This is a genomic window from Vibrio nereis NBRC 15637, from assembly GCF_001591105.1.
In the GTDB taxonomy this organism is placed as follows: Bacteria; Pseudomonadota; Gammaproteobacteria; order Enterobacterales; family Vibrionaceae; genus Vibrio; species Vibrio nereis.
This window is the reverse complement of sequence record NZ_BCUD01000016.1, coordinates 31,855-54,520: the sequence shown is the minus strand read 5'-3', so window position 1 is coordinate 54,520 and position 22,666 is coordinate 31,855. Positions and strand designations below refer to the sequence as shown.

Here is a 22,666-nt window from a genome sequence, read left to right as displayed (position 1 = left end):
GGGGCGGCGAAAGCCGTCCCAAACTTATGATGAAGAATCAAAAGGGTTTCACCCTCATCGAGATCTTGTTAGTCCTTGTGCTGCTGTCGGTCGCATCGGTGGCGGTTATCTCGACGTTGCCGCAGAAAAGCTCGGATGATGCCAAACAGCAAGCGCAGGCGCTTTATCACCGTTTACAACTGTTGAACGAAGAGGCAATTTTGAGCGGTAAGGATTATGGTGTGCGCTTTGATGAAAAGCGGAGTAGCTATCAGTTGCTCGCTTTAAGTGAAGAAGGATGGCAGAAGCTCAGTGATGACGAGTTACCACAGCATACCGCGTTGCCAGACGGCCTGGCGATGGTGCTGCAGCTAGGAGGTGGTGTGTGGAAAGATGAAGACCGATTATTTAAGCCTGGTAGCCTGTTTGATGAAGACATGTTCTCCGAAGTAGAGGACGAAAAAAAAGTGCCGACCCCGCAAGTATTTATTATGTCGAGTGGTGAGTTAACGCCATTTTCTATTGCTATTTACCCGCAAAACCTCAGCGTTGAGCAAGATGCCTGGCAAGTAGTAGCAAAAGAAAATGGACAGATCATCATTCTTGCTCCAGGAGAGAGCGATGAAGAAGCGTAAGTCAGGATTTACTCTGCTGGAAGTTTTGGTCGCGTTAGCCATTTTTGCGACCGCTGCCATCGCTGTTATCCGCTCCGTCAGCCAACACATAAATACACTGAGTTATCTTGAAGAAAAAACCTTCGCATCGATGGTGGCCGATAATCAAATGGCCAAAGTGATTTTATCTGAGCGAAAGCCAACCAAGTCGAAGGGAAAAGAAGAGCTGGCGGGTATTGAATGGTATTGGTCGATAGAGCCGGTTGCTACCGCGGGTAATTTGTTGCAAGCCTTTGATGTCAAAGTTGCAGCGCAAGAGAATGGTTCAGCGATTGTCACGGTAAGAAGCTATGTTAAGAAATAGACGCGCGCAGCGTGGCTTTACCTTGATTGAAGTGCTGGTGGCGATCGCTATTTTTGCCAGTTTGAGTGTCGGTGCGTACCAAGTCCTTAACCAGGTGCAGCGCAGTAACGAATTCTCGATGGATCGCAGTGAACGACTAAAAACCTTACAACGTGCACTGGTGTTCTTGAATAATGACTTTCGCCAAATGGCATTGAGGAAGACCCGAACTAACGGGGAAGGGCCTTCGTCACAGTTAATTCATTGGCAAGATTATTTGCTCGATTCAGACGCCAAAGGTGTGATGTTTGCGCGCGCGGGGTGGCATAACCCAGAGCAGCAATTCCCACGCGGTGAAGTGACCAAAGTGGGCTATCGGATTAAAGACGACCAGCTAGAGCGTCTTTGGTGGCGCTACCCAGATACCCCAGCAGGCCAACAAATGTTAGTGATGCCTCTGATTGACAAGCTCAAGGCGTTCAACTTGCGCTTTTATGATGGTAAAGAGTGGAAAGGTAATTGGGAAAACAGCAACACGTTACCCCATGCCGTCACGGTAGAGCTTGAACTGGAAGATTACGGCAAAATTGAACGCGTTTATCTGATCAGTGGTGGCTCGCTTAAATTGACTGGAGCAGACGATGAAACCAGTTAAGCCTCAGCGCGGAGTCGCACTTATCGTCGTCTTGCTGCTGCTTGCTGTGATGGTCAGCATCGCCGCCAGTATGGCTGATCGTTTATTTGGTCAGTTCAAACGGGCGACCAATCAGATCAATTACCAACAAGCTTACTGGTACAGCATTGGCGCTGAAGTCTTGGCGAAAGTGGGTATTGAGCAGAGCTACAAAGATTCAGACACGATCAACCTTTCGCAGCCTTGGGCGCTCGAAGAGCAAACGTACCCGCTGGATTATGGCACCTTATCTGGCCATATCGTTGACCAACAAGCGTGTTTCAACCTCAATGCTTTGTCTGCTGTGACGCAAACATCAGGGTCCGATCGCATGCCGTTTTTGGTCGAGGCGTTTCAGTTCATGATGGAGGAGCTTGAGGTTGAAAACTATCAGGCAGAAGTGATCTCACAGTCACTGTGGGATTACGTCGATAGTAACAATGTGCTGAATTCGGTGGTGGGCGTAGAAGACAGCTATTACGAGTCCATGTCGCCAGCGTACGTGGCGGCGAACACTTTGCTGGCCGACAGCTCTGAGTTGAGGGCGGTCAATGAAGTGTCGGGTGAAGTGATGCAAAAGCTCGCGGGCTATGTCTGCGCACTGCCAACGACGGACCTTAAATTGAATGTGAATACCATTCAGCCTGAACACGCCGAACTGCTCAGCGCTTTGTTTCAGCCACATATCAGTACGCAGCAAGCAAAAGACATTCTGGAAAACCGTCCCTATGACGGTTGGGCCAGTGTGGAAGATTTTTTAAACGAAGGCGACTTAGCCAATATTAAGCAAGAAGCGCTGAACCCGATCAAAGGCTACTTGGCAGTAGACAGCGCTTACTTTGAATTAGATGCAGAAATATTAGTCGGCGACTCTAGAGTGCGAGTTCGTAGCCTAATATTTAGTAATAATCGAAAAACTGCAACGGTAGTCAGCCGTCGCTTTGGAGGTATCGGTGAACGAGTATCTGATCGTTCGACTGAGTAACAATACAGGGTCGGCCATTCAATGGATTGTTTGGTCAGAGCAGCAAAAGGAAGTGATCGCCAGTGGCGAGTTGGCTGGCTGGGAGGCGATTTCAGAGCTTGCAGCCTATGCCGAACACCGCCGAACCATCGTGTTACTTTCTGCCGCTAGCCTTGTGTTAACAGAAGTGGAGATCCCCGCAGGCGCAAGCCGCCAGTTTGCGGGCATGCTGCCGTTCCTGCTTGAGGATGATCTGGCTCAGGATGTCGAACAACTGCATTTTTCTATCTTGGACAAGAGCGCAGGCAAAGCTAAGATCTGCGCAGTCGAAAAAGTCTGGCTGGAGAAGTCGCTGTTATCGCTGCGCGATATCGGGTGCCAAGTGCAATCGGTACTGCCTGATGTGCTGGCGTTACCGGAGGTCGAAGGCATTGCGGCGGTCGAGTTAGATGACCAGTGGTTGCTAAAGAAAACGCCTTACAGCGGGGTATCCGTGAGTCGTGAGTGGTTGCCAATCATTGCCCAGTCCGATTGGGTGAAAGATGGTGAGAACTACTTACCTCTGACTGCGTTTTCTGAACTGCCCGATCTGCCTTTGGCGGAAGAGCAACCGTGGGCCAACGGTGAGCCGCACTTGGTCATGCAGCTATTAGCCGAGCATGCAATCCGCAGTAAAGTGAACCTGTTAACGGGGACTTTTAAGCCGAAATCATCATTTTCGCGTTATTGGAAGGTTTGGCAAAAAGTCGCCATTGCCGCGGTGGTGCTGATGGCGGTTGTTATAACCGATCATCTGCTAACGATTCAAAAATACGAGTCTCAGGCGCAGACATATCGCGCCGAGAGTGAACGTATTTTCCGTCAAGCCTTGCCAGGCAAAACGAAAATCCCAACCGTGAGTTACTTGAAGCGAGAAATGGCTCGCGAAGCCAATCGTCTATCAGGCAATGGCGGTGATGAGTCGCTATTGCAATGGATGGGAGATATGCCAGCACTGCTGAAACAGGTGCCGACGCTGAATCTCACCAGCTTTAAATACGACGGGGCGAGAGGAGAAGTTAGACTGCAAGCACAAAGCGACGATTTCCAAACATTCGAAAAAACGCGGGAAGTTTTAGCGTCTAAATTTAATGTCGAGCAAGGACAACTTAGCCGCTCAGGAGAGCTGGTCAATGGCTCCTTCGTACTGAAGCCATTATGAGGTAACCCAGATGAGCACATTACTTATGTCGATCCAAAATTGGTGGCGTCAGATCTCGGGCCGGGAGCAAAAGCTGGTGATCGTTTGTGCCATATTGTTGTTTTTCGGCGCACTGTATTGGGGAGTGATTCAGCCAGTTGCTCAACGAGCTGAAACTGCCCAGATGCGCATTCAAAGTGAAAAACAACTGCTGACTTGGGTAAAAGACAAAGCGGACGAGATCACTATGCTGCGCAGTAAAACTGGCCAGGTTGTATCAAACACGCCGCTGAATCAGGCTGTGTCTTCTTCGGCACGTCGCTTTAACATCGAGTTGATTCGTGTGCAGCCACGTGGTGAGCAGCTTCAAGTTTGGATAACACCCTTACCGTTTAATCGTTTTGCAGAGTGGATGGCGTTTCTGCAAGATCGCCACGGGATCTCCGCGACTTTTCTCGATATTGATAAAGGCGTTCAAGACGGTGTCGTCGAAATTAAGCGATTACAGTTCACAAAGGGGTAAACGGTGAAAAGAATCATTCTGCTTAGTATTGGTCTGTTGTTGGTATTTGTGGCCAGTGCCATTGTTCATTTACCGGCACAAATTGTGGTGGACAACGCGCCATTACCCAGGCAGTTAAAGCTCGCTGGCGTTGAAGGCAGCCTTTGGCAGGGCAGCGCAGAAAGCGTCAGTTGGCAGGCCGATAATTTTGGTCAAGTTCACTGGCAACTACTACCGTCTAAGCTACTTTCTGGTAAGGCAGAAGCGCAGGTTCGGTTTGGGCACGGTAGTGATATGCAGTTAACTGGTCGTGGCGTGGTGGGTTATGGTCTTGATGGCGTGCCGTACGCGAAAAACCTCGTTGCTTCGTTGCCTGTCAGTCAGGTCGTCAAGATGGCACCGCCGATGCCTATTCCATTGACTTTGAATGGCCATGTTGAGCTAACCGTCAGACATCTTGAATATGCTGCCCCATATTGTCGCGAGGCTGAGGGCACAGTGGTATGGAATACCGATAAAATAGGTACCCCAATCGACGAACTGTTGGTTGGTCCGGTGATCGCGGATTTCACGTGTCTAGAAAGCACCATTACCTTAAATGGCGGACAGCAAAGCAAGCAAGTTGAAAGCTCGGCAGAAGTGGTGCTGCAACCTAACCGCCGTTACCAAAGTAAAGCATGGTTTAAACCGGGCAGTGAGTTTCCTAAGGCGTTCAGCGAGCAGCTTGGCTGGTTGCCTGACCCTGACAACGCCGGACGGTATCAGTTTTCCTACAACGGTAGGCTTTAATACAGCATGGGCGCGGTGACATACCGCGCCCATTTTTTATTGGATTGATTAGTATGGCTTGCCGCCTGATATTCTTACTTCATTGTAGGAAAGCTAACCTGGACTTTTAAACCACCACCACTGCGATTATTGACCACCACGGTGCCACTGTGCTGGCTGACAATACGTTTTACTATCGTTAATCCTAACCCCGTTCCTTCACTGCCACGCGCAGTATCGCCGCGGGTAAAGGGAGCAAACAGCTTGCCGATTTGGTTTTGCGCGATGCCGGGGCCATTGTCTTCCACACATACCCAAACCAGCTTGCTATCGGCGGTGATGCCGGTGCTGACTTTGACCCAGCCATTGCCGTAGCGGAGTGCGTTGACGACTAAATTGCTGACAGCACGTTTAATTGAAATGGGGCTGCCCAGCGTCATCTTCATCGGCTGGTGGAGGTCCGTTTCGATTTCAACTTCATAGCCACCTTCCGACATAGCGACATCATTTGCGATCTCATTCAGGTCTACTTCAACAAACGACTGCTTGTTCACAGGTTTGAGGTAGTCCATAAATTGACTGATGATCTCATTGCATTCTTCGGTATCACTGATGATGCCTTCCGCTAAATAGCTATCTTCTGGTGACATCATTTCTGTCGCGAGGCGAATGCGCGTTAGGGGAGTGCGAAGATCATGGCTAATACCCGCCATCAGCAGCGCGCGATCTTCTTCTAAAGCTTGGATGCCTTTCGACATCTGGTTAAAAGCGCGTGTCACCGAGCGAATTTCTGATGCCCCTTGCTCTGGCAGTGGCGGTGGGATCTCGCCACGGCCCACCCCTTTGGCGGCTTTTTCTAATGCAATCAAAGGGCGGTTTTGCAAGCGGATAAACAGCCAACCGCCCGCGATGATCAGTAGCGCCATGATCAAGCTATTACGAAACAGCGGGGCGAAGTCTTCTTCTTGTAGTTCAGACAGCGGAATGCGCAGTAGCGATCCTGGCAGGGCATCGGTTTTTAGCCATAAGATGTAACTTTCAGAGCCTAGCATCATGCGTACATCGGTCGCCGAACCGAGCTCATTGCTCATCTCCTCACTCATTAAGTCAATCGTGATGGCATGATGGAATTCATCGGCGATCGGGCTATCTTCACTGTGAATCGTGACACCCAGTTGCTCTAGTACGCGCCGACGCAACGGGTCATCCATGCCTAAACCGTCTTCTAAATTATCGGAATCACTCAGCATGAGATTGATTTCGTGGCCAAGAATTTTATTAAACTGCTGCAAACTTGGCATTAACGCGTAGTTGAATACGGCGTAGTAGGAGTAGATTTGGCTAGCAATCAACAAGGTCAGGAAAATGATGATAGATTGAGTAAATGAGCTGCGAATGCGCATAACAGCCACCTTGGTCAGAGTGGAAACAAAAAGTGCGAGACATTGTCTCGCACTTTAGCAAATTTCTAATTAGGCTTCTTTGCCGTCCGGGACGAAAACGTAACCTAACCCCCATACGGTTTGGATATAGCGGGGTTTGCTGGGATCGATTTCAAGCATACGGCGTAGGCGTGAGATCTGCACGTCGATGGAACGCTCCATTGCCGAGTATTCACGGCCACGTGCCATATTCATCAGTTTATCGCGTGACATCGGTTCGCGAGCGTTGGTGACCAGCGCTTTTAGCACCGCGAACTCACCCGAGGTTAAAGGCATCGGCTCTTCACCACGGAACATCTCACGTGTCCCCAAGTTTAAGCGGAATTCACCAAACTCCACCACTTGCTCTTCGGTGCTCGGTGCACCTGGCAGCTCGGTCGTTTGACGGCGCAGTACCGCTTTGATGCGTGCCAGTAATTCACGTGGGTTAAACGGTTTTGGCAGATAATCATCCGCGCCGACTTCTAAGCCGACAATGCGGTCAATCTCGTCGCCTTTGGCGGTCAGCATCAAAATTGGCAGCGTGTTGTTGGCATTGCGTAGGCGGCGACAGATAGAAAGACCGTCTTCACCTGGCAGCATTAAATCGAGCACCATTAGGTGGAAGTTTTCGCGCGTAAGCAGGCGATCCATTTGCTCGCTGTTGGCCACACTGCGTACTTGGAATCCTTGTTCAGACAAGTAACGCTCCAGCAACGCGCGCAGGCGTGCATCGTCATCGACGACTAAGATCTTGTGATTTTCTTGCATGTAATGATTCCACCTAATAGCTGTATCTGCGCCAATGCGCGGGCGTTCTACCCTTTTTGACTAATCGAAATGTAACACTGTTCTTACTAAAGTGGCGCAAAGAATTGTTAACGTTTATTTCCTTTTTAGCTAATGTATACAGTAGTTTCAATCCAGTCACATTAGAAATATGAAAACAAACCTAATCACACGTGAAGGCTTTGATCGGCTTAAAAAAGAACTCGACTTTTTATGGAAAGAAGAACGTCCTGAAGTGACCAAAAAAGTTACCTGGGCTGCAAGTTTGGGTGATCGCTCCGAAAACGCGGATTATCAGTACAATAAGAAGCGTTTGCGTGAGATCGATCGCCGCGTGCGCTACCTACGAAAACGCCTTGAACAAGTCAAAGTGGTCGATTACTCGCCGCAGCAAGAAGGCAAAGTGTTCTTTGGCGCTTGGGTCGAGATAGAAAACGAAGACGGCGATACAAAAGTATTCCGCATTGTCGGCCCTGATGAAATCTACGGCGACGCGAAAGGGTATATCTCTATCGACTCCCCGATGGCGCGTGCGTTACTGAAAAAAGAGGTCGACGATGAGTTTAGCGTCAAAACCCCAGAAGGTTACAAAGAGTGGTTTGTGAACGCCATTCGCTACTCATAAATGAGGTTAGCCTATGGGCGTACCACGTTTAGCGCGACTTTCGGCGTACGTCACTAGGCGAATGCTGAAAGCTGCGTTTGTAGGCACGAGAAAAACTCGACAGCTGCGCAAACCCGACTTCGGCGGCAAGTTCTGTCATAGGCATATGGCTGTTACGCAGCAAAAATTGTGCTTTTTGCATGCGTCTCTGCATCACGTATTTTTGTGGTGTCACTCCAAACTGCCTTTGGCATAAGCAGTAAAAATGGCTTTCACTGAGGTGCATCGCCTGAGCTAGCTGAGCATTGGTTAACGCCGTTGAAATGTTTTGATCGATATACGTATTCAAATGGCTGGCTTCTAAGCGACGATGCGAGGCTGGTGGTGTGACACTGGATGACATTTGCCCAAGCTGCGTTAAAAATAATGACACGAGCTGGCAGTTTATCTGTGGTGACATTTGCCCCTGACTGACTTTCTGCGCAGCAAAATCCAGCAATATCTGACTTTCTGTACCCAAGTCTAGGAAGTAAGGCTGCTGAAATACCGATTCCTTTAATGACAAGTTACACGCTTGTTCCAGCGCTTGGATGTAAGGATCAGCTGGCGCTAAGTCGATGACTAATAACTCACTATCTTCACTTAAGCCATTATAAAAATGGGGGGCATTATCGGGCACTATCGCCACTGTGCCATGGCCTATATTTCCACTTTCGCGTTCAAACTCGCACGCCATTGTGCCTCGCCAGCCTAACAATACCTGAGCGTAGCTGTGCAGGTGTTGGCCCTGGCGTCTGGCAATAACATTTCTTCTTATCTGAGTTTGATTCACAGTGAGTTTCCTACTTGTATCCGCGCGCTTAGTTTGCCCAATGTAGCTTTTCCTTTCCCAAAGTTTTTCAGTTCCGGAGTCTGGGTTAAATACCGCAGAGTCTCGGGCAAATGAATGGCGCTATTAATAGATAAAATAACAATATATTAACAAGGAAGGAAGAATGACATGCAACTTAACCAGCAACAGGTTCGCGATGCACTAGCTTGGCTACCATTGGTCGACGCTTTAAAAGATATTTTTACCCGTGATGTAACGGCGCCTATTCGTCACCATCACACGATGAATGTGCCGCAAGACCCTAGCGCGACCTTGTTATTAATGCCGGCATGGATTGAAGGCGAGTACTTGGGCGTAAAACAGGTGAATGTCTTTCCGGGGAATTCTGCGCGTAATCAACCTGGACTCAGCAGTCACTATTTACTGAGTTGTGGTCAGACAGGGCAAATGCTGGCTCGGATCGATGGCAATGAGCTCACCGCGCGCAGAACTGCGGCGGCCTCGGCACTGGCTTCTCGTTACCTCTCGCGTGAAACGGCCAGCAAAATGTTGATGGTTGGGGCAGGACGCGTTGCACGACGCCTAGTACCAGCCCATATGAGTGTACGTCCAATTGAAACTGTTCATGTGTGGGATATTAATCCGGCTGCGGCAGAGCAATTGGCGACAGAATTGCGTGATGAGGGCGTTGATGCCATTGCATGCTCCGATGAGCAACTGGAAACGGTCGCGCGCGAAGCCGATCTCATTAGTTGTGCCACGCTTTCAACCGAGCCCCTTATTAAAGGTGAGTGGCTGAAGCCGGGCGCGCACTTAGACTTGGTGGGAAGCTTTACGCCGACAATGCGCGAGACCGACAACGAAGCATTGCAGAGAGCGAATGTATTCGTGGATGTGAAGGCGGCGGCACTGGTTGAAACGGGCGAGTTGATCATGCCTATCCGTGATGGAGCGATTACCGAAGAGAAGATTTTAGCGGACTTTTCGGTGTTGTGTCGTGGCCAACATGCAGGACGTGCAGAGCTCGACGAACCAGAAACGGCGATCACGCTGTTTAAATCGGTTGGCGACTCTCGTGAAGATCTGGCGGGTGCGATTTTGGCTTATCAGTCAGTACAGGGTGCGTAAATCGTAATCAGGCCGACGCATATCTTGGCTTTTCTTTTGCCCTGCTTGCGGCTTTGTTATCCGCTATCAGGCTTTCCATGCGCGCCGCACCTTTCAGGTGCGGTCCCTCGCGACGTGATTTGGAAAAAGACCTATGACTAAAAAGAACTCAGATTATACGGCGCCGCCACCACTAGGCTTGGCGGTCGTACCGATTATCCTCACCATTGGCTTGTTAGCGACACAGATTTTTTATTATGACGACTTTACTCCACATATCGCGTTAGCGATTGGTTTTGCTATTACCGCGTTAGTTGGCTGGTACCAAGGGCTACGTTGGCAGGACATCGAATCCGGCGCATTTCGTGTCTTACACGTGGCGATGCCCTCCATTGCGACCCTTATTGTGGTAGGGATGCTGGTGAGTACCTGGATAGCCAGTGGCACAGTACCGACTCTTATTTATTACGGTTTAGTCTTGATTGAACCAGAGTGGTTTTTGGCAGCCACCATGCTGTTGTGCTCTTTGGTATCTCTTTCGATTGGTTCGAGCTGGACAACCGTGGGCACAGTCGGCCTGGCGTTGGTTGGAATCGGTTTTGCGTTTGGTATTCCAGCATATTGGACGGCGGGTGCCGTTGTCTCAGGCGCTTTTTTCGGCGACAAGATTTCTCCGTTGTCGGATACCACTAACCTTGCTGCCGCCGTAACCGAAACCAATGTATTCGCTCATATTCGTAATATGATGCCGACAACCATTCCAGCCATGCTGATCGCTTTGACGCTGTACTCGATTCTTGGTGGTGCAGTGATGGGGGATGCGACCTCTGACGCTCAACAACAGCTACAACAAATCACCGCGATTCAATCGGGCATGGAGAGTCATTTCTCACTCGGTTTGTTGCCTTTACTGCCGCTCTTGGTGGTGATGCTATTGGCGTTTTACAAAATAGCACCGATCCCAGCCCTGTTTATTGGCTTTGTTCTCGGCGCTGGTGTCGCGGTTCATAATTATGACTACAACCTGAATGACATTCTCACGTTTGCCCACAGTGGATACAAGATAGAGACCGGATCGGACGCGTTGGATAATTTGCTAAATCGCGGTGGCGTTACCTCTATGACTTGGGTGATCACTTTGATGATGTTTGCGTTGGCATTTGGTGGTGCACTGGAGCGGACTGGGTGTTTGGAGTCGGTCGTGAATGCCGTGATGAAGTCGACACGAGGTTTCAAAGGGTTACAAACGAACGCCATTCTTACTTCTGTTGCAACCAACGCCGTGTCGGGTGATGTGTACCTCTCGATTGCTTTACCTGGGCGTATGTTTGGTCCGCAATATGACAAGTTGGGCTATAGCCGACTCAACCTTTCCAGAGCGATTGAAGAAGGGGGAACCTTAGTCTCGCCATTGATCCCTTGGAATGCGGGTGGTGCATTTGTGATGGGAACTTTGGGGCTGATTGTCGCACCAGGCGATTACAGTGCTTTGTTGTATGCACCGTTGGCGTTTGCTTGTTGGTTATCACCAGCGATTGGCATCTTATACGCCCAGACAGGGTGGTTTTCAAAGCGTGTGGAGCAAGAGGCGACGGCAAGCACAGAGCCTGTCTCACCAGCGAGTAGCAGTACCCATTAAACCATACCCAATACATTCTTTAGCTAAGCCAGTAGGTAAAACATGACACAATCCGCGAAACATGCCCCTTTTAACGATAAGCCCACCGTTGCGGTAGTGGGGGCTGGAGTGGTGGGGCTTTGTACCGCCCTAGAAGCACAGCGTCATGGCTTTCAAGTCACTTTGTTTGACAAGGGTTTGCCGGGTGAAGGCGCTTCGTTTGGTAATGCTGGCTATTTAGCTACAGAACTGATTGATCCTCTGGCAACGAAAAAGACACTGGCTGCCGCGCCAAGGATGTGGCTGGATCCCAAGGGGCCGTTGGCCCTTCCTTGGAAGTATTTACCCCAAGCCTTGCCTTGGTTGGCGCGTTTTGTTCGCTCGGCCTCTTCTGCACGCGTGGAGGCCAGTCGACAAGCGCTCTACCAACTCAATCAAGCGGCCGTTCCTGCTTGGCAACGCTGCTTGGCTGATATAGGGGCCGAAGAATATCTTGTTCCGTCAGGTTACCTGTTGGTATGGGAGTCAGAAAATAAGTTAGACGAGGTCAAAACGCATGCTGCTTACCTTGCTCAATGGGACATAGAAAGTGTCCTACTGCAGGGCGCACAACTGAGGGAAAAAGAGCCAGAGCTGGCTGAGACTGTCAGTCACGCTCTGTTTTTCCCTAATGCGTGTCGAGTGAAAGATCCTTACTTACTGTCGAAGCAACTGTTTGCGGTTTTTCAAGCGCGCGGTGGGTGTTTTGAACAAACAGAAGTGAGTGAAATTCTTCCGCAAGAGAACGCCGTTGGGGTGGTCACAGCGACGAGTCAAAATAAGTTCGAGCACGTGGTGCTTTGCACCGGCGCTTGGGGTAAGCCTCTGTTAGAACAAACAGGGATATCTGTCCCACTTGAAGCTGAGCGCGGGTACCACCTGACGATAGAGACTGCCGACATGAAAACGCCGCCACTCCAACATCCGATTGGCTCTGCGGAGCGTAAATTTGTGATGAGCCCTTTGGCGTCTGGTTTAAGGGTGGTTGGGATCACGGAAATAGGTGGTTTGCGTTTACCTGAGTTTGCTCGCAGGTTTAATGTGCTGCGTCATCACAGTAGGCAACTATTGCCACGATTAAACAACCCTGCTCTTAAAGTGAGTGAATGGATGGGACATAGACCGACCCTGGCGGATTCGTTGCCAGTGATAGACCAGCACCCGCGTCATCCACGGTTATTGTTTGCCTTTGGGAATCAGCACCTAGGGCTGACTCAAGCCGCCATTAGTGCAGAGTTGGTTATTAGCCTATTGCGCCAAGTGGAGCCTGAGTTTGACATGAAGCCGTATCGGGTAGACCGATTTTAAGACCCCAAGACAGCAGACAGTAGCGTGATAAAAAAGCACGTCGAACGGAGTGGGTTTTGGTCGCCTCACATATCGATTCACACTTGCACATCATTGACATATCACCGCTTGCCTGTGCTTGTTTACTCCGTAGAATGGGGCCATCAACGTAAAACTAGAGATTCAACGGATGAGCCAAGCTATCTGTCATACGATTGCCCAGGAACTCAATGTTCGCCCTGAGCAAGTCATCGCCGCTGTTAACCTGATTGATGATGGCAACACAGTGCCATTTATTGCCCGTTACCGTAAAGAGGTGACGGGGGGGCTGGACGATACCCAGTTACGTAATCTAGATAGTCGACTATCCTATTTGCGTGAGCTGGATGACCGCAGACAAACCATTCTGAAGTCGATCGGCGAACAAGGTAAATTGACTGCAGAGCTGGAAGCAGAAATTAACCAAGCTGACAGCAAAACGCGTTTAGAAGACCTGTACCTGCCTTACAAACCAAAGCGTCGTACCAAAGGTCAGATCGCAATTGAAGCGGGGCTGGAACCGCTGGCGGATAAGTTATGGAACGAGCCGCAAACCGAACCAGAAAGCGAAGCCACGCAATACATTGATGCTGATAAAGGCATCGCCGATACCAAAGCTGCATTGGATGGCGCGCGTGCGATCGTCATGGAGCGCATCGCAGAAGATGCCAACCTACTGGAAAAGATCCGCCATCATCTCAACCGCAACGCCGAGCTGGTTGCTCGTGTAGTGGAAGGCAGAGAGCGTGAAGGCGAGAAGTTCAAAGATTACTTCGAGCACAATGAGCCGCTAAGCAAAGTGCCTTCACATCGCGCGTTAGCTATGCTGCGTGGCCGCAACGAAGGCTTCCTGACGCTGGCAATGAACGCCGACCCAGCTCAAGAAGAGGGTGTGCGTCAGTCATACTGCGAAACCATCATCGCAGACCACTACGGTATCTCACTCAGCAATGCGCCGGCCGATACATGGCGCAAACAGGTGATCAGTTGGGCATGGCGCATCAAAGTGTCGATGCACATGGAAACCGAGCTGATGGGCGCACTGAAAGAGCGCGCAGAAATCGAAGCAATTGAAGTGTTTGCTACTAACCTAAAAGATTTGCTGATGGCGGCGCCTGCGGGCCCACGTGCCACACTTGGTCTTGACCCAGGTTTGCGTACGGGTTCGAAGATTGCGGTTGTAGACTCGACTGGTAAAGTGCTGGCAACCGACACCATCTATCCACATCCACCACAAAACCAATACGACAAAGCCGCGCAGGTTGTGGCGAGCCTAGTGACCAAACACAACGTCGATCTGATCGCGATCGGTAACGGTACCGCTTCACGTGAAACCGACAGCTTTGTTGCTGATCTGATTAAGCGTAACAACCTCAAAGTGCAGAAGATCATGGTCAGTGAAGCGGGCGCGTCTGTGTATTCGGCGTCTGAATTGGCGGCGAAGGAGTTTCCAAACTTAGACGTATCACTGCGTGGTGCAGTATCGATCGCCCGTCGCCTGCAAGATCCGTTGGCGGAGCTGGTGAAAATCGACCCTAAATCGATCGGTGTGGGTCAATACCAACACGATGTGAGCCAATCTATGCTGGCTAAGCGTCTAGACGCGGTGGTGGAAGACTGTGTAAACGCGGTGGGTGTAGACGTGAATACCGCTTCACCTGCGCTACTGACTCGCGTGGCGGGCCTATCCAGCACCATCGCGCAAAACATCGTCGATTACCGCGACGAAAATGGCCGCTTTGAAGCGCGTACCACGCTGAAAAAAGTCGCGCGTTTGGGGCCTAAAGCGTTCGAGCAGTGTGCCGGTTTCTTGCGTATTATGGATGGTAAAAACCCGTTGGATGCGTCATCGGTTCACCCAGAAGCCTACCCTGTGGTGAAAGCGATCGCTGAGAAAAATCGCAAAGACGTTAAATCTTTGATTGGTGATACCGACTTCCTCCGCAATCTGCATGCGGTGGACTACACCAATGAAAACTTCGGTGTACCAACGGTGACCGACATCATCAAAGAGCTCGACAAGCCGGGCCGTGACCCGCGCCCTGAATTTAAAACCGCGACGTTTGCCGACGGGGTAAACAAGGTGTCAGACTTGGAGCCGGGCATGGTTTTAGAAGGCGTGGTTTCCAACGTAGCGAACTTTGGTGCGTTCGTTGATATTGGCGTGCACCAAGATGGTCTAGTGCATATCTCTGCACTGACGGATCGCTTTGTTTCAGACCCACGTGAAGTGGTGAAAGCGGGCGATATAGTCAAAGTCAAAGTGATGGAAGTGGACGTGCAGCGCAAGCGTATCGCACTTTCAATGCGTTTGAACGATGAACCGGGACAAGACAACCGCCCGCAACGTAGTTCTGCGCCGCGTGGTCAACAACATCAGTCCAACTCAGGTGGCCAGCGTCGCCGCGATGAATCGTCAAACAGTGCGATGGGCGGTGCCTTTGCTGCTGCTTTTGCTAAAGCGAAGCGTTAATCTTAACGACGATTAAAAATACAAATCCCCGCAGCCTGTAAAAAGGCGCGGGGATTTTTTTTCGGTATTTCCTACATTCTAAAGTGTCGAACATTAGGTACTACAACACCGCAATGACATCGGATGGCGTGTTCGGCGCGACAGCTTGGCCGTAGTGAAACTTAATCACGGTTCTGCGTTTTGCCATTTTGCCTTCCGTTATCGCCGCATCGATTATACGTTTGGGTAACCGAAAGCGCATCGCGTAGCCTTTGCCCTGATGTTGACTATAGCTGTCTAGGGCGAGCAGTTGGAATATCCGGTCAAGGTCACTCTCGGGATCTTCCTGATAAGTTGCACTGACGTCATCTTGCTCTCCAGTGTCATAGCTTGGATGCTCTGACGGATCCCATGATGACTGCCTGCGCCGTTTATCGTCTGCTTTGACTTTTCGCTCTGCATTACTCTTGGCCAATGCCATTGTTGGAGTAACCGGCTCGCGCACTTTATTGTCACGAGCTGTCTGTTCCGTTTGAACATTCACCGATGGGGCGATTAGCGGCACACTTACGTTCGTAGGTGATACGAGCATCGTTAAACCTCCTCACGCCCGGTCAAGTCTGCTTCGCAATATAGAACGAAGTTCCCTGACTCGTCTATTTATCGACCATGTTGCTCAAACATTTAGCACCAGAGGTTGATAAATTTGTTATCTATCACGAATAAAACGCGTGATTTGCTGACAAAACTCATCAAACTCGGTCATGAAGGGAGCATGCGAAGAAGCGCTGAATACAAAGCTTTCACTGTGTGGCATTAATTGGTCGACATCCTTGGCAACTTTGGCGGGCACCAAGCCATCTAATCGGCCGTACAGGCGCAGTGTTGGTAGTTGCAGCGCACCGAGCATGTCACGGTAGTCGATATCAGCCAGCAAGTTGAGCCCAGCAAGCAGTGATTTTGGATTCGGTGACGGGCGAGACAGGACGGCTTTCTTTAATGATTTGACGTCTTGGCGTGCCGATGGGCTACCCATCGCTTGCAGTGCCATAAACTGTTCGATGGTGCGCTGGAAGTCTTCGACCAGCTGGTCCGTAAAGGCGCTGAGTACGTTTGGTTGGATGCCGCGCCACGGTTTTTCCGCGGCAAATTTTGGTGAACTGGCAACCGTGATCAGTTTTTCAACCCGCTCAGGATGATGGACCGCAATGTGTGTGGCCAGCAAGCCACCCAGTGACCAGCCAAGCCAAGTGGCTTTACTCGGTGCGCTCGCCAGTACCAGCTCGGCCATATGTTCAATCGAGTCAAAGTGAGCTTGATGGCTATGGCCAAACCCGGGTAAATCGACGACGTGGACGCAGTAATGTTGGCTTAGTGCCTCGACGGTTTGGTGCCAGACTGCTCCGTTCATTCCCCAACCATGAAGCAAGACAATGTCATCCCCTTCACCGGAAGTTTGCCAATAGAGTGGTGAATTTACGCTCTCACTTTTTGCCACTTTTTTCATCCTTTCGCTGTTTCCAACCCATGCACAATGTTTTTCGGTTTTGCGCAGAGGTGGATATGTTAGCTCATTGGCTCAAGAAATACACAACGGACCTGTTACCGCCACATTGTGAAGTGTGTCAGCTCGACATAGAGTCTGACGCTCGGCTGTCTTGGTTATGTGAGCATTGTCAGCGCTATATAGTAGAAAGGCCTAGGTGTGCGTGCTGTGGTTTACCCACCCAAATGCTGGTGGAAGTCTGTGGGCGCTGCTTGACCGACCCGCCGGATTGGCACCATGTGTATTGTGTGGGGGATTATCAACAGCCGATTTCAGGATACGTACACAAGCTCAAATACGAACGGCAGTTTTGGCAAGCGGGAAAGCTCGCCAGCGTGCTTGCGCCAAGGATCATACAACCGGCTGAGCTGCTCACATCCGTTCCGCTGCATTGGCAAAGGCATTGGCAGCGAGGGTTCAACCAAAGTGAACTTATTGCGTTAAGTTTGGCAAAGCAACTCAACCGACCCTACGCAAATCTCTTCAAGCGGACGCGGGCTACGTCGGCTCAGCAGGGAAAAAATCGTACACAGCGAATGCGTAATTTGCGCGGCGCCTTTCAATTAGTTCAACCTGTTAACGTTAGCCATGTTGCAATTGTTGATGATGTACTCACCACAGGCAGCACTGTGCAGCATTTATGTAAATTACTCCTTGAAGCGGGCGTGAAAACCGTTGATATTTATTGCATCTGCCGGACTCCTGAGCCCACAGATAAGCCTTAGATCTCGAGTTTTCATACCGAGGGGCTAGATCTTGCAAAAATCAGGAGTAGAATGGTGACTAAATAGCCTACAATTTTACTCAGGTATTCGTCGTGTCAAATCCTATTACTATTACCGAAAATGCTCAGAAGCATTTTGCTAACCTTTTGAGCCAACAGCCAGAAGGCACTAACATCCGTGTATTCGTTGTGAACCCAGGAACGCAAAACGCTGAATGTGGCGTTTCTTATTGCCCACCAGAGGCGGTTGAAGGAACTGATACGGAATTCGCGTTTGAAGGTTTTTCTGCGTACGTAGATGAGCTAAGCCTACCGTTCCTTGAAGACGCGGAAATCGATTTCGTGACAGACAAAATGGGTTCTCAGCTGACTCTAAAAGCACCAAACGCGAAGATGCGTAAAGTGTCAGATGACGCACCTCTGATTGAACGTGTTGAGTATGTTATTCAAACTCAAGTAAACCCTCAATTAGCGAGCCACGGTGGTAACGTTAACCTAGTAGAAATTACTGAAGACGGTATTGCGATCGTTTCGTTTGGTGGTGGTTGTAATGGTTGTTCAATGGTAGACGTGACCTTGAAAGAAGGCATCGAAAAGCAGCTTCTTCAAGAGTTTAATGGAGAATTGACCGCTGTTCGTGATGCAACAGAACACGATCGTGGTGAGCACTCTTACTACTAACGAATTTCGAGTCCTGTGATTCATGTATAAGAACGCAAAGGGTTGGCATTATTGTCAGCCCTTTTTTTGATTTCAAACCCGTTGGATTTCTCCTATATTAGGAGGTTCAACTTTTACTAGGGAGTAAGCGTGTGGCCAAGCGAATACCACCAGAAGTTCTGGCAAAAGAAACCGTTGCCCAATCTAGATTGTTTTCCATTGAAGCACTCGACTTGCGCTTTAGTAATGGCGAAAAGCGTACCTATGAGCGCATGAAACCGCGCGGCCGCAATGCGGTAATGATGGTTCCTGTGACGCAGCAGGGCGATATTTTATTAGTACGTGAGTATGCTGCAGGCACTGAGCGTTACGAGCTTGGTTTTCCCAAAGGGCTGATCGATGAAGGGGAAACACCGGAGCAAGCCGCTGATCGTGAGTTAAAAGAAGAAATTGGTTTTGGTACCCGAAAGCTGACGCCGTTAAAAGAGGTCATTCTCGCACCGTCTTATTTCTCTAGTAAAATGACTCTGTTTATTGCAGAAGATCTATACTCAGAACAGTTAGAAGGCGATGAGCCGGAACCTTTGGAAGTGATTCGCTGGCCTTTGGCACAAGCAGCGGAGCTATTGAACCATCTCGATTTTTGCGAAGCACGGAGTATCACCGCGTTGTTACTCGCCCTAAGAACACTAGAAGCACAATAAGCAGTAGGGGCGTAAAGGATTTACTATGCCAATAACAGAAGACTTTTCCCATCACATTGATGCAGTGATTGATATTGCCCGCTCGGCTGGGCAGCTTATTCTCGATATTTACGAGAAAAAAGAGTACCAAGCGTTTACCAAAAGTGATGAAACGCCCGTCACCAGTGCCGATATTGCTGCGCACAAATTTATTACGGAACAGCTCTCAGAGTTGACGCCGGATATCCCGGTACTCTCGGAAGAAGATGCCGATATCAGCTTAGAAAAGCGTTCGCAGTGGGATCGCTATTGGTTGGTTGACCCACTCGATGGCACGCAAGAGTTTATTGCCCGCAGTGGTGACTTTGCCACTATCATCGCGCTGGTTGAGAACAATAAGCCAATCATGGGTGTGGTTTATGGCCCAGTATCCGGTGTTACTTATTACGCTTATCAAGGCAAAGGCGCGTGGAAGATCCCGGATATGAGTGAAAGAGTCGCGATTCACAGCCATAATCACGATGGGCAATCGTCGCCGATCGCCATCGCGATTAGCCGCCGTCAAGATATCAATCGTATTACCAGCCGCATGAGCAGCGCGTGGAACTATGACTTAGTCCCGCTGGGCTCAGCCGCGCTAAAAGCGTGTTTGGTGGCTGAAGGGGCGGTGGACTGCTACCTGCGTTTAGGGCCAACGGGTGAGTGGGATACCGCCGCGACGCAATGTATTGTCGAAGAAGCGGGCGGGCGTATCTTGAGTACCCAACTGGAACCGTTGTCGTACAACGAACGCGATACGTTGGAAAACCCCAACTTCATCGTATTAGGTGATGAAGGCCTACCGTGGGATGAGATCTTAAAAATTAAAGACTAGCGGTGGCTAAAACAGCCGTAGATGCAAAAAGGGTTGATACTGAGGTATCAACCCTTTGTCGTTTTAGGCTTTGGCGTATACATCTCTGTCACCTAGCCAACGGTCAATAATGGCAATCGCGTTATCTGGGTAATTGTCGTGAATGTAGCGTGCAATGCGTTGGACTTCCGGAATTAAGCGTTGATCACGAACGAGATCGGCAATTTTAAAATCAGCCATACCAGTTTGTTTGGTGCCGAGTAGCTCTCCGGGACCGCGGATTTCTAGGTCACGCTGCGCGATCACAAAGCCATCGTTACTTTCACGTAAAACACCTAAACGCTTTTGCGCGGTTTTTGATAGTGGTGCGTGATAGAGCAACACACAGTGGCTCGCCACGCTGCCTCGGCCAACACGGCCGCGAAGCTGGTGGAGCTGAGCCAAGCCAAGGCGCTCTGGGTTTTCGATGATCATCAGGCTGGAATTCGGTACATCTACGCCGACTTCAATCACCGTCGTCGCCACTAATAAATGCAGTTTGTTGTCTTTAAAGTCCTGCATCACGGCTTGTTTCTCGGCGGGTTTCATGCGCCCGTGCACCAAACCGATTTTGACATCCGGCAGCTTGCGTTGCAGCTCTTCGGCAGTATCAGCCGCCGCTTGCGCTTCCAGCACTTCAGATTCATCAATCAGGGTACACACCCAATACGCTTGTTTGCCTTCGGTTAAACAGGCATGACGCACACGTTCGACGATGTCGTCGCGTTTGGTATCTGGAATAGCGACAGTTTGGATTGGCGTTCTGCCTGGTGGCAGTTCATCAATTACAGAGGTTTCTAAGTCCGCATACGCCGTCATGGCCAACGTACGCGGGATTGGCGTGGCTGTCATGATCAGCTGGTGTGGGAAAGCGCCTTGCTTTTCACCCTTTTCACGCAGCTCTAAACGCTGGTGGACACCAAATCGGTGTTGTTCATCAATGATCACCAGTGCCAAGTGATTAAACTTAACGTGCTCTTGAAACAGTGCATGGGTACCAACCACCATTTGTGCATCACCACTGGCAATGCGTTCCAGCTCTGCCTCTTTGGCTTTGCCTTTCAGCTTACCGGCTAACCAACCGACTTTAATTCCCATTGGCTCAAACCAGTTGGCAAAATTGATCGCGTGTTGTTCGGCCAGCAGTTCGGTGGGTGCCATCAGCGCCACTTGGTAGCCATATTCTAGAGCACGCAGCGCTGCCATTGCCGCAACTAAGGTTTTACCCGAGCCGACATCACCCTGTACTAAACGCATCATTGGGTGAGGCTGAGCCAAGTCTTGCTCGATCTCTTGCACCACACGGTTTTGTGCGTTGGTCGGTGAGAATGGCAGTTGCGCCAGCAGTTGTTGTTTGAGCTGATTGCTCTCTGGTAGCGGTAGGGCCACGTCTTTTTGCCCTTTGCTGCGCACCGACAACATCGACAAGTTTTGCGCTAACAGCTCTTCCATGATCAGGCGCACCTGTGCTGGGTGTTGCCCTTCGTCAAATTCTTCCAAGTTGATGTTTGGCGGCGGACGATGAATAGTGTGCAGCGCTTGGGCGAGAGTAATTTGATGGTTGTAGAGACCTGAGGGCAGTAACTCTTGCACCGCCGCTTTGTCGAGCAGCGCTAAGGCTTGATCGGTCAGGTTACGCAGTGTGGCTTGACGCAATCCATCCGTAGTGGGGTAGACGGGGGTCAGGGTCTCTTCAGTGTCGGCTTTTTGGTTGGGGGAGTGAAACTTATAATCGGGATGAACAATCTCAAGGCCAAATCCCCCGCGTTTGATTTCGCCGTAAGCGTAAACCGTTTTACCTTCGGCGAAGTTATTTTTCATTCCCGCCGAAAAGTTAAAAAAGCGTAGCGTAATGGTGCCGTTACCGTCACTGATTTTCACCGCCAGCATTTTACGTTTACCGAAAATGGTATCGACGCTCATCACCTTGCCTTGCACCGCGGCCCATAAGCCAGCGTGCAATTTGATGATAGGGTAAATGCGAGTGCGGTCTTCGTAGCGAAGTGGTAGATGGAACAGCAGGTCCTGAACGGAGTTTAAGCCAACTTTTGCGAGTTTCTCTGCGACTTTGGCACCGACGCCAGAGAGAGAAGTAAGTGGGATCGCTGATAAAAGCTGGGACATAACAAAACTCGTAACTCATTCAATGAACTCGAGATAGTTAACCACCCAGCTGTGTATTTGTACAGGAAAAATCACATATGAGCAGAGCGGCTCGCTATTTTTTCTGCATTTCCTTCCACCAAGCTTCATCGGCGACGATTTGGCCTTCCTCATCCAAAGGCGGGTAAGGGAGCCCTTTACGCTTCGCGACTTTTGCCAGCACCGGATGACCACGCTCGAATAATATGCGGTGAATTACGTCCTCTGGAAGGGCACTGTTTTCATTATCATACATGCCGGCGGCTTCGCGCTGACGTTGGGCTTCATACAGGATAACGGCGCTGGCCACGGAAACGTTCAGCGATTGCACCATACCCATCATAGGGATGATGATATCTTGATCGGCCAGCTTTTTGGCTTGTTCAGATGCGCCGACTTTTTCACTGCCTAAGATGATGGCGGTTGGTTTGGTGTAGTCAATGTTGCGAAAGTCGACCGCGGTATCGGATAGGTTGGTGACCAACACTTGCATACCTTGGCTTTTCAGTTCGCGGATCGCATCGGAAATGGAATCATGGGTATCCACTTCAACCCAGTTACGTGCCCCTGCTGACGTGTGGCTGAGGGTGCGCATTTCATCTGGCCAGATTGCATGGACTTTGTGCAGACCGGTCGCGTCCGCCGTGCGGATCACCGCGGAGACGTTGTTAGGCTTATGGACTTCTTCCAAGCAGAGAGTGAGGTCGGTTTGACGAGTCTTAAGGACTTGCTGAATTCGTTGGTAGCGTTCTAGGTTCATAATTCAAAATAAACGCCCTTGAAATGGCGTATTTCAAGGGCGTTCTGG

The 22,666-nt window shown here is 50.1% G+C and carries 23 protein-coding genes; 16 read left to right on the top strand and 7 right to left on the bottom strand.

What is annotated here, in order from left to right; translation table 11 throughout:
- Nucleotides 1-29: 29 nt before the first annotated feature.
- The 7 genes from gspH to VNE01S_RS15080 are packed head-to-tail and all read left to right on the top strand — an operon-like array spanning nt 30 to nt 5,044.
- Nucleotides 30-614, top strand: a complete 585-nt coding sequence (gene gspH, locus VNE01S_RS15110; protein ID WP_053396323.1) for a type II secretion system minor pseudopilin GspH — start codon at nt 30-32, stop codon at nt 612-614.
- The gene (gene gspI, locus VNE01S_RS15105; protein ID WP_053396259.1) at nt 601-957 is read left to right on the top strand and encodes a type II secretion system minor pseudopilin GspI; all 357 of its coding nucleotides are present in this window, start codon (nt 601-603) and stop codon (nt 955-957) included. Before gspH ends, gspI begins: the two co-directional genes overlap by 14 nt.
- A complete protein-coding gene (gspJ, locus tag VNE01S_RS15100) occupies nt 944-1,591 on the top strand; it encodes a type II secretion system minor pseudopilin GspJ (RefSeq protein WP_053396260.1) in 648 nt (215 codons plus the stop codon). The genes gspI and gspJ overlap by 14 nt, the downstream gene beginning before the upstream one ends.
- Nucleotides 1,578-2,594, top strand: a complete 1,017-nt coding sequence (gene gspK, locus VNE01S_RS15095) for a type II secretion system minor pseudopilin GspK (RefSeq protein WP_053396261.1) — start codon at nt 1,578-1,580, stop codon at nt 2,592-2,594. The genes gspJ and gspK overlap by 14 nt, the downstream gene beginning before the upstream one ends.
- Nucleotides 2,563-3,774 (top strand): type II secretion system protein GspL, encoded by a 1,212-nt coding sequence (gene gspL / locus VNE01S_RS15090; protein ID WP_053396262.1) that lies wholly within the window; start codon nt 2,563-2,565, stop codon nt 3,772-3,774. Before gspK ends, gspL begins: the two co-directional genes overlap by 32 nt.
- Nucleotides 3,775-3,784: 10 nt before the next feature.
- A complete protein-coding gene (locus tag VNE01S_RS15085; RefSeq protein ID WP_053396263.1) occupies nt 3,785-4,276 on the top strand; it encodes a type II secretion system protein M in 492 nt (163 codons plus the stop codon).
- Nucleotides 4,277-4,279: 3 nt separating this feature from the next.
- Nucleotides 4,280-5,044, top strand: a complete 765-nt coding sequence (locus VNE01S_RS15080) for a type II secretion system protein N (protein WP_053396264.1) — start codon at nt 4,280-4,282, stop codon at nt 5,042-5,044.
- 74 nt (nt 5,045-5,118) lie between these two features.
- Here the strand turns inward: VNE01S_RS15080 and envZ are convergent, their stop codons facing one another.
- Complete coding sequence (gene envZ / locus VNE01S_RS15075) at nt 5,119-6,426, bottom strand: two-component system sensor histidine kinase EnvZ (RefSeq protein ID WP_053396265.1); 1,308 nt, start codon at nt 6,424-6,426, stop codon at nt 5,119-5,121.
- 69 nt (nt 6,427-6,495) lie between these two features.
- Nucleotides 6,496-7,215: an osmolarity response regulator transcription factor OmpR gene (ompR, locus tag VNE01S_RS15070; RefSeq protein WP_053396266.1), complete on the bottom strand. Its 720-nt coding sequence runs from the start codon at nt 7,213-7,215 to the stop codon at nt 6,496-6,498.
- A 169-nt stretch (nt 7,216-7,384) separates the two neighbouring features.
- Between ompR and greB the strand changes: the two genes are divergently transcribed.
- Nucleotides 7,385-7,858: a transcription elongation factor GreB gene (gene greB, locus VNE01S_RS15065; protein ID WP_053396267.1), complete on the top strand. Its 474-nt coding sequence runs from the start codon at nt 7,385-7,387 to the stop codon at nt 7,856-7,858.
- A gap of 28 nt (nt 7,859-7,886) precedes the next feature.
- Here the strand turns inward: greB and VNE01S_RS15060 are convergent, their stop codons facing one another.
- Nucleotides 7,887-8,669 (bottom strand): AraC family transcriptional regulator, encoded by a 783-nt coding sequence (locus tag VNE01S_RS15060; RefSeq protein WP_053396268.1) that lies wholly within the window; start codon nt 8,667-8,669, stop codon nt 7,887-7,889.
- A 168-nt stretch (nt 8,670-8,837) separates the two neighbouring features.
- On the opposite strand from VNE01S_RS15060, the gene lhpI reads away from it, so the two are divergent.
- From lhpI to VNE01S_RS15040, 4 genes are all read left to right on the top strand, one after another.
- Nucleotides 8,838-9,797 (top strand): bifunctional Delta(1)-pyrroline-2-carboxylate/Delta(1)-piperideine-2-carboxylate reductase, encoded by a 960-nt coding sequence (lhpI, locus tag VNE01S_RS15055; RefSeq protein WP_053396269.1) that lies wholly within the window; start codon nt 8,838-8,840, stop codon nt 9,795-9,797.
- Nucleotides 9,798-9,930: 133 nt separating this feature from the next.
- Nucleotides 9,931-11,415 carry a Na+/H+ antiporter NhaC gene (gene nhaC / locus VNE01S_RS15050; protein ID WP_053396270.1) on the top strand — a complete coding sequence of 495 codons (1,485 nt, stop codon included), beginning with the start codon at nt 9,931-9,933 and terminating at the stop codon, nt 11,413-11,415.
- A gap of 42 nt (nt 11,416-11,457) precedes the next feature.
- A complete protein-coding gene (locus tag VNE01S_RS15045) occupies nt 11,458-12,741 on the top strand; it encodes an NAD(P)/FAD-dependent oxidoreductase (protein WP_053396271.1) in 1,284 nt (427 codons plus the stop codon).
- A 169-nt stretch (nt 12,742-12,910) separates the two neighbouring features.
- Nucleotides 12,911-15,232, top strand: coding sequence for a Tex family protein (locus VNE01S_RS15040; RefSeq protein WP_053396272.1), 2,322 nt, complete (start codon nt 12,911-12,913; stop codon nt 15,230-15,232).
- Between the two features lie 100 nt (nt 15,233-15,332).
- On the opposite strand, the gene VNE01S_RS15035 is transcribed toward VNE01S_RS15040, so the two are convergent.
- Nucleotides 15,333-15,803, bottom strand: coding sequence for a hypothetical protein (locus tag VNE01S_RS15035; protein WP_053396273.1), 471 nt, complete (start codon nt 15,801-15,803; stop codon nt 15,333-15,335).
- Between the two features lie 117 nt (nt 15,804-15,920).
- Nucleotides 15,921-16,718 carry a pimeloyl-ACP methyl ester esterase BioH gene (gene bioH / locus VNE01S_RS15030; RefSeq protein WP_053396274.1) on the bottom strand — a complete coding sequence of 266 codons (798 nt, stop codon included), beginning with the start codon at nt 16,716-16,718 and terminating at the stop codon, nt 15,921-15,923.
- Nucleotides 16,719-16,774: 56 nt separating this feature from the next.
- On the opposite strand from bioH, the gene VNE01S_RS15025 reads away from it, so the two are divergent.
- The 4 genes from VNE01S_RS15025 (at nt 16,775) to cysQ (ending at nt 19,698) form a co-directional block, all read left to right on the top strand.
- Nucleotides 16,775-17,482, top strand: a complete 708-nt coding sequence (locus VNE01S_RS15025; RefSeq protein ID WP_053396275.1) for an amidophosphoribosyltransferase — start codon at nt 16,775-16,777, stop codon at nt 17,480-17,482.
- Nucleotides 17,483-17,574: 92 nt separating this feature from the next.
- Nucleotides 17,575-18,162, top strand: a complete 588-nt coding sequence (gene nfuA / locus VNE01S_RS15020) for a Fe-S biogenesis protein NfuA (protein ID WP_053396276.1) — start codon at nt 17,575-17,577, stop codon at nt 18,160-18,162.
- 131 nt (nt 18,163-18,293) lie between these two features.
- The gene (nudE, locus tag VNE01S_RS15015; RefSeq protein WP_053396277.1) at nt 18,294-18,845 is read left to right on the top strand and encodes an ADP compounds hydrolase NudE; all 552 of its coding nucleotides are present in this window, start codon (nt 18,294-18,296) and stop codon (nt 18,843-18,845) included.
- Nucleotides 18,846-18,870: 25 nt separating this feature from the next.
- Nucleotides 18,871-19,698 (top strand): 3'(2'),5'-bisphosphate nucleotidase CysQ, encoded by an 828-nt coding sequence (gene cysQ / locus VNE01S_RS15010; RefSeq protein ID WP_053396278.1) that lies wholly within the window; start codon nt 18,871-18,873, stop codon nt 19,696-19,698.
- 63 nt (nt 19,699-19,761) lie between these two features.
- Here the strand turns inward: cysQ and recG are convergent, their stop codons facing one another.
- Nucleotides 19,762-21,840, bottom strand: coding sequence for an ATP-dependent DNA helicase RecG (recG, locus tag VNE01S_RS15005; protein ID WP_053396279.1), 2,079 nt, complete (start codon nt 21,838-21,840; stop codon nt 19,762-19,764).
- Between the two features lie 94 nt (nt 21,841-21,934).
- Nucleotides 21,935-22,618 carry a tRNA (guanosine(18)-2'-O)-methyltransferase TrmH gene (trmH, locus tag VNE01S_RS15000; RefSeq protein WP_053396280.1) on the bottom strand — a complete coding sequence of 228 codons (684 nt, stop codon included), beginning with the start codon at nt 22,616-22,618 and terminating at the stop codon, nt 21,935-21,937.
- Nucleotides 22,619-22,666: the final 48 nt, after the last annotated feature.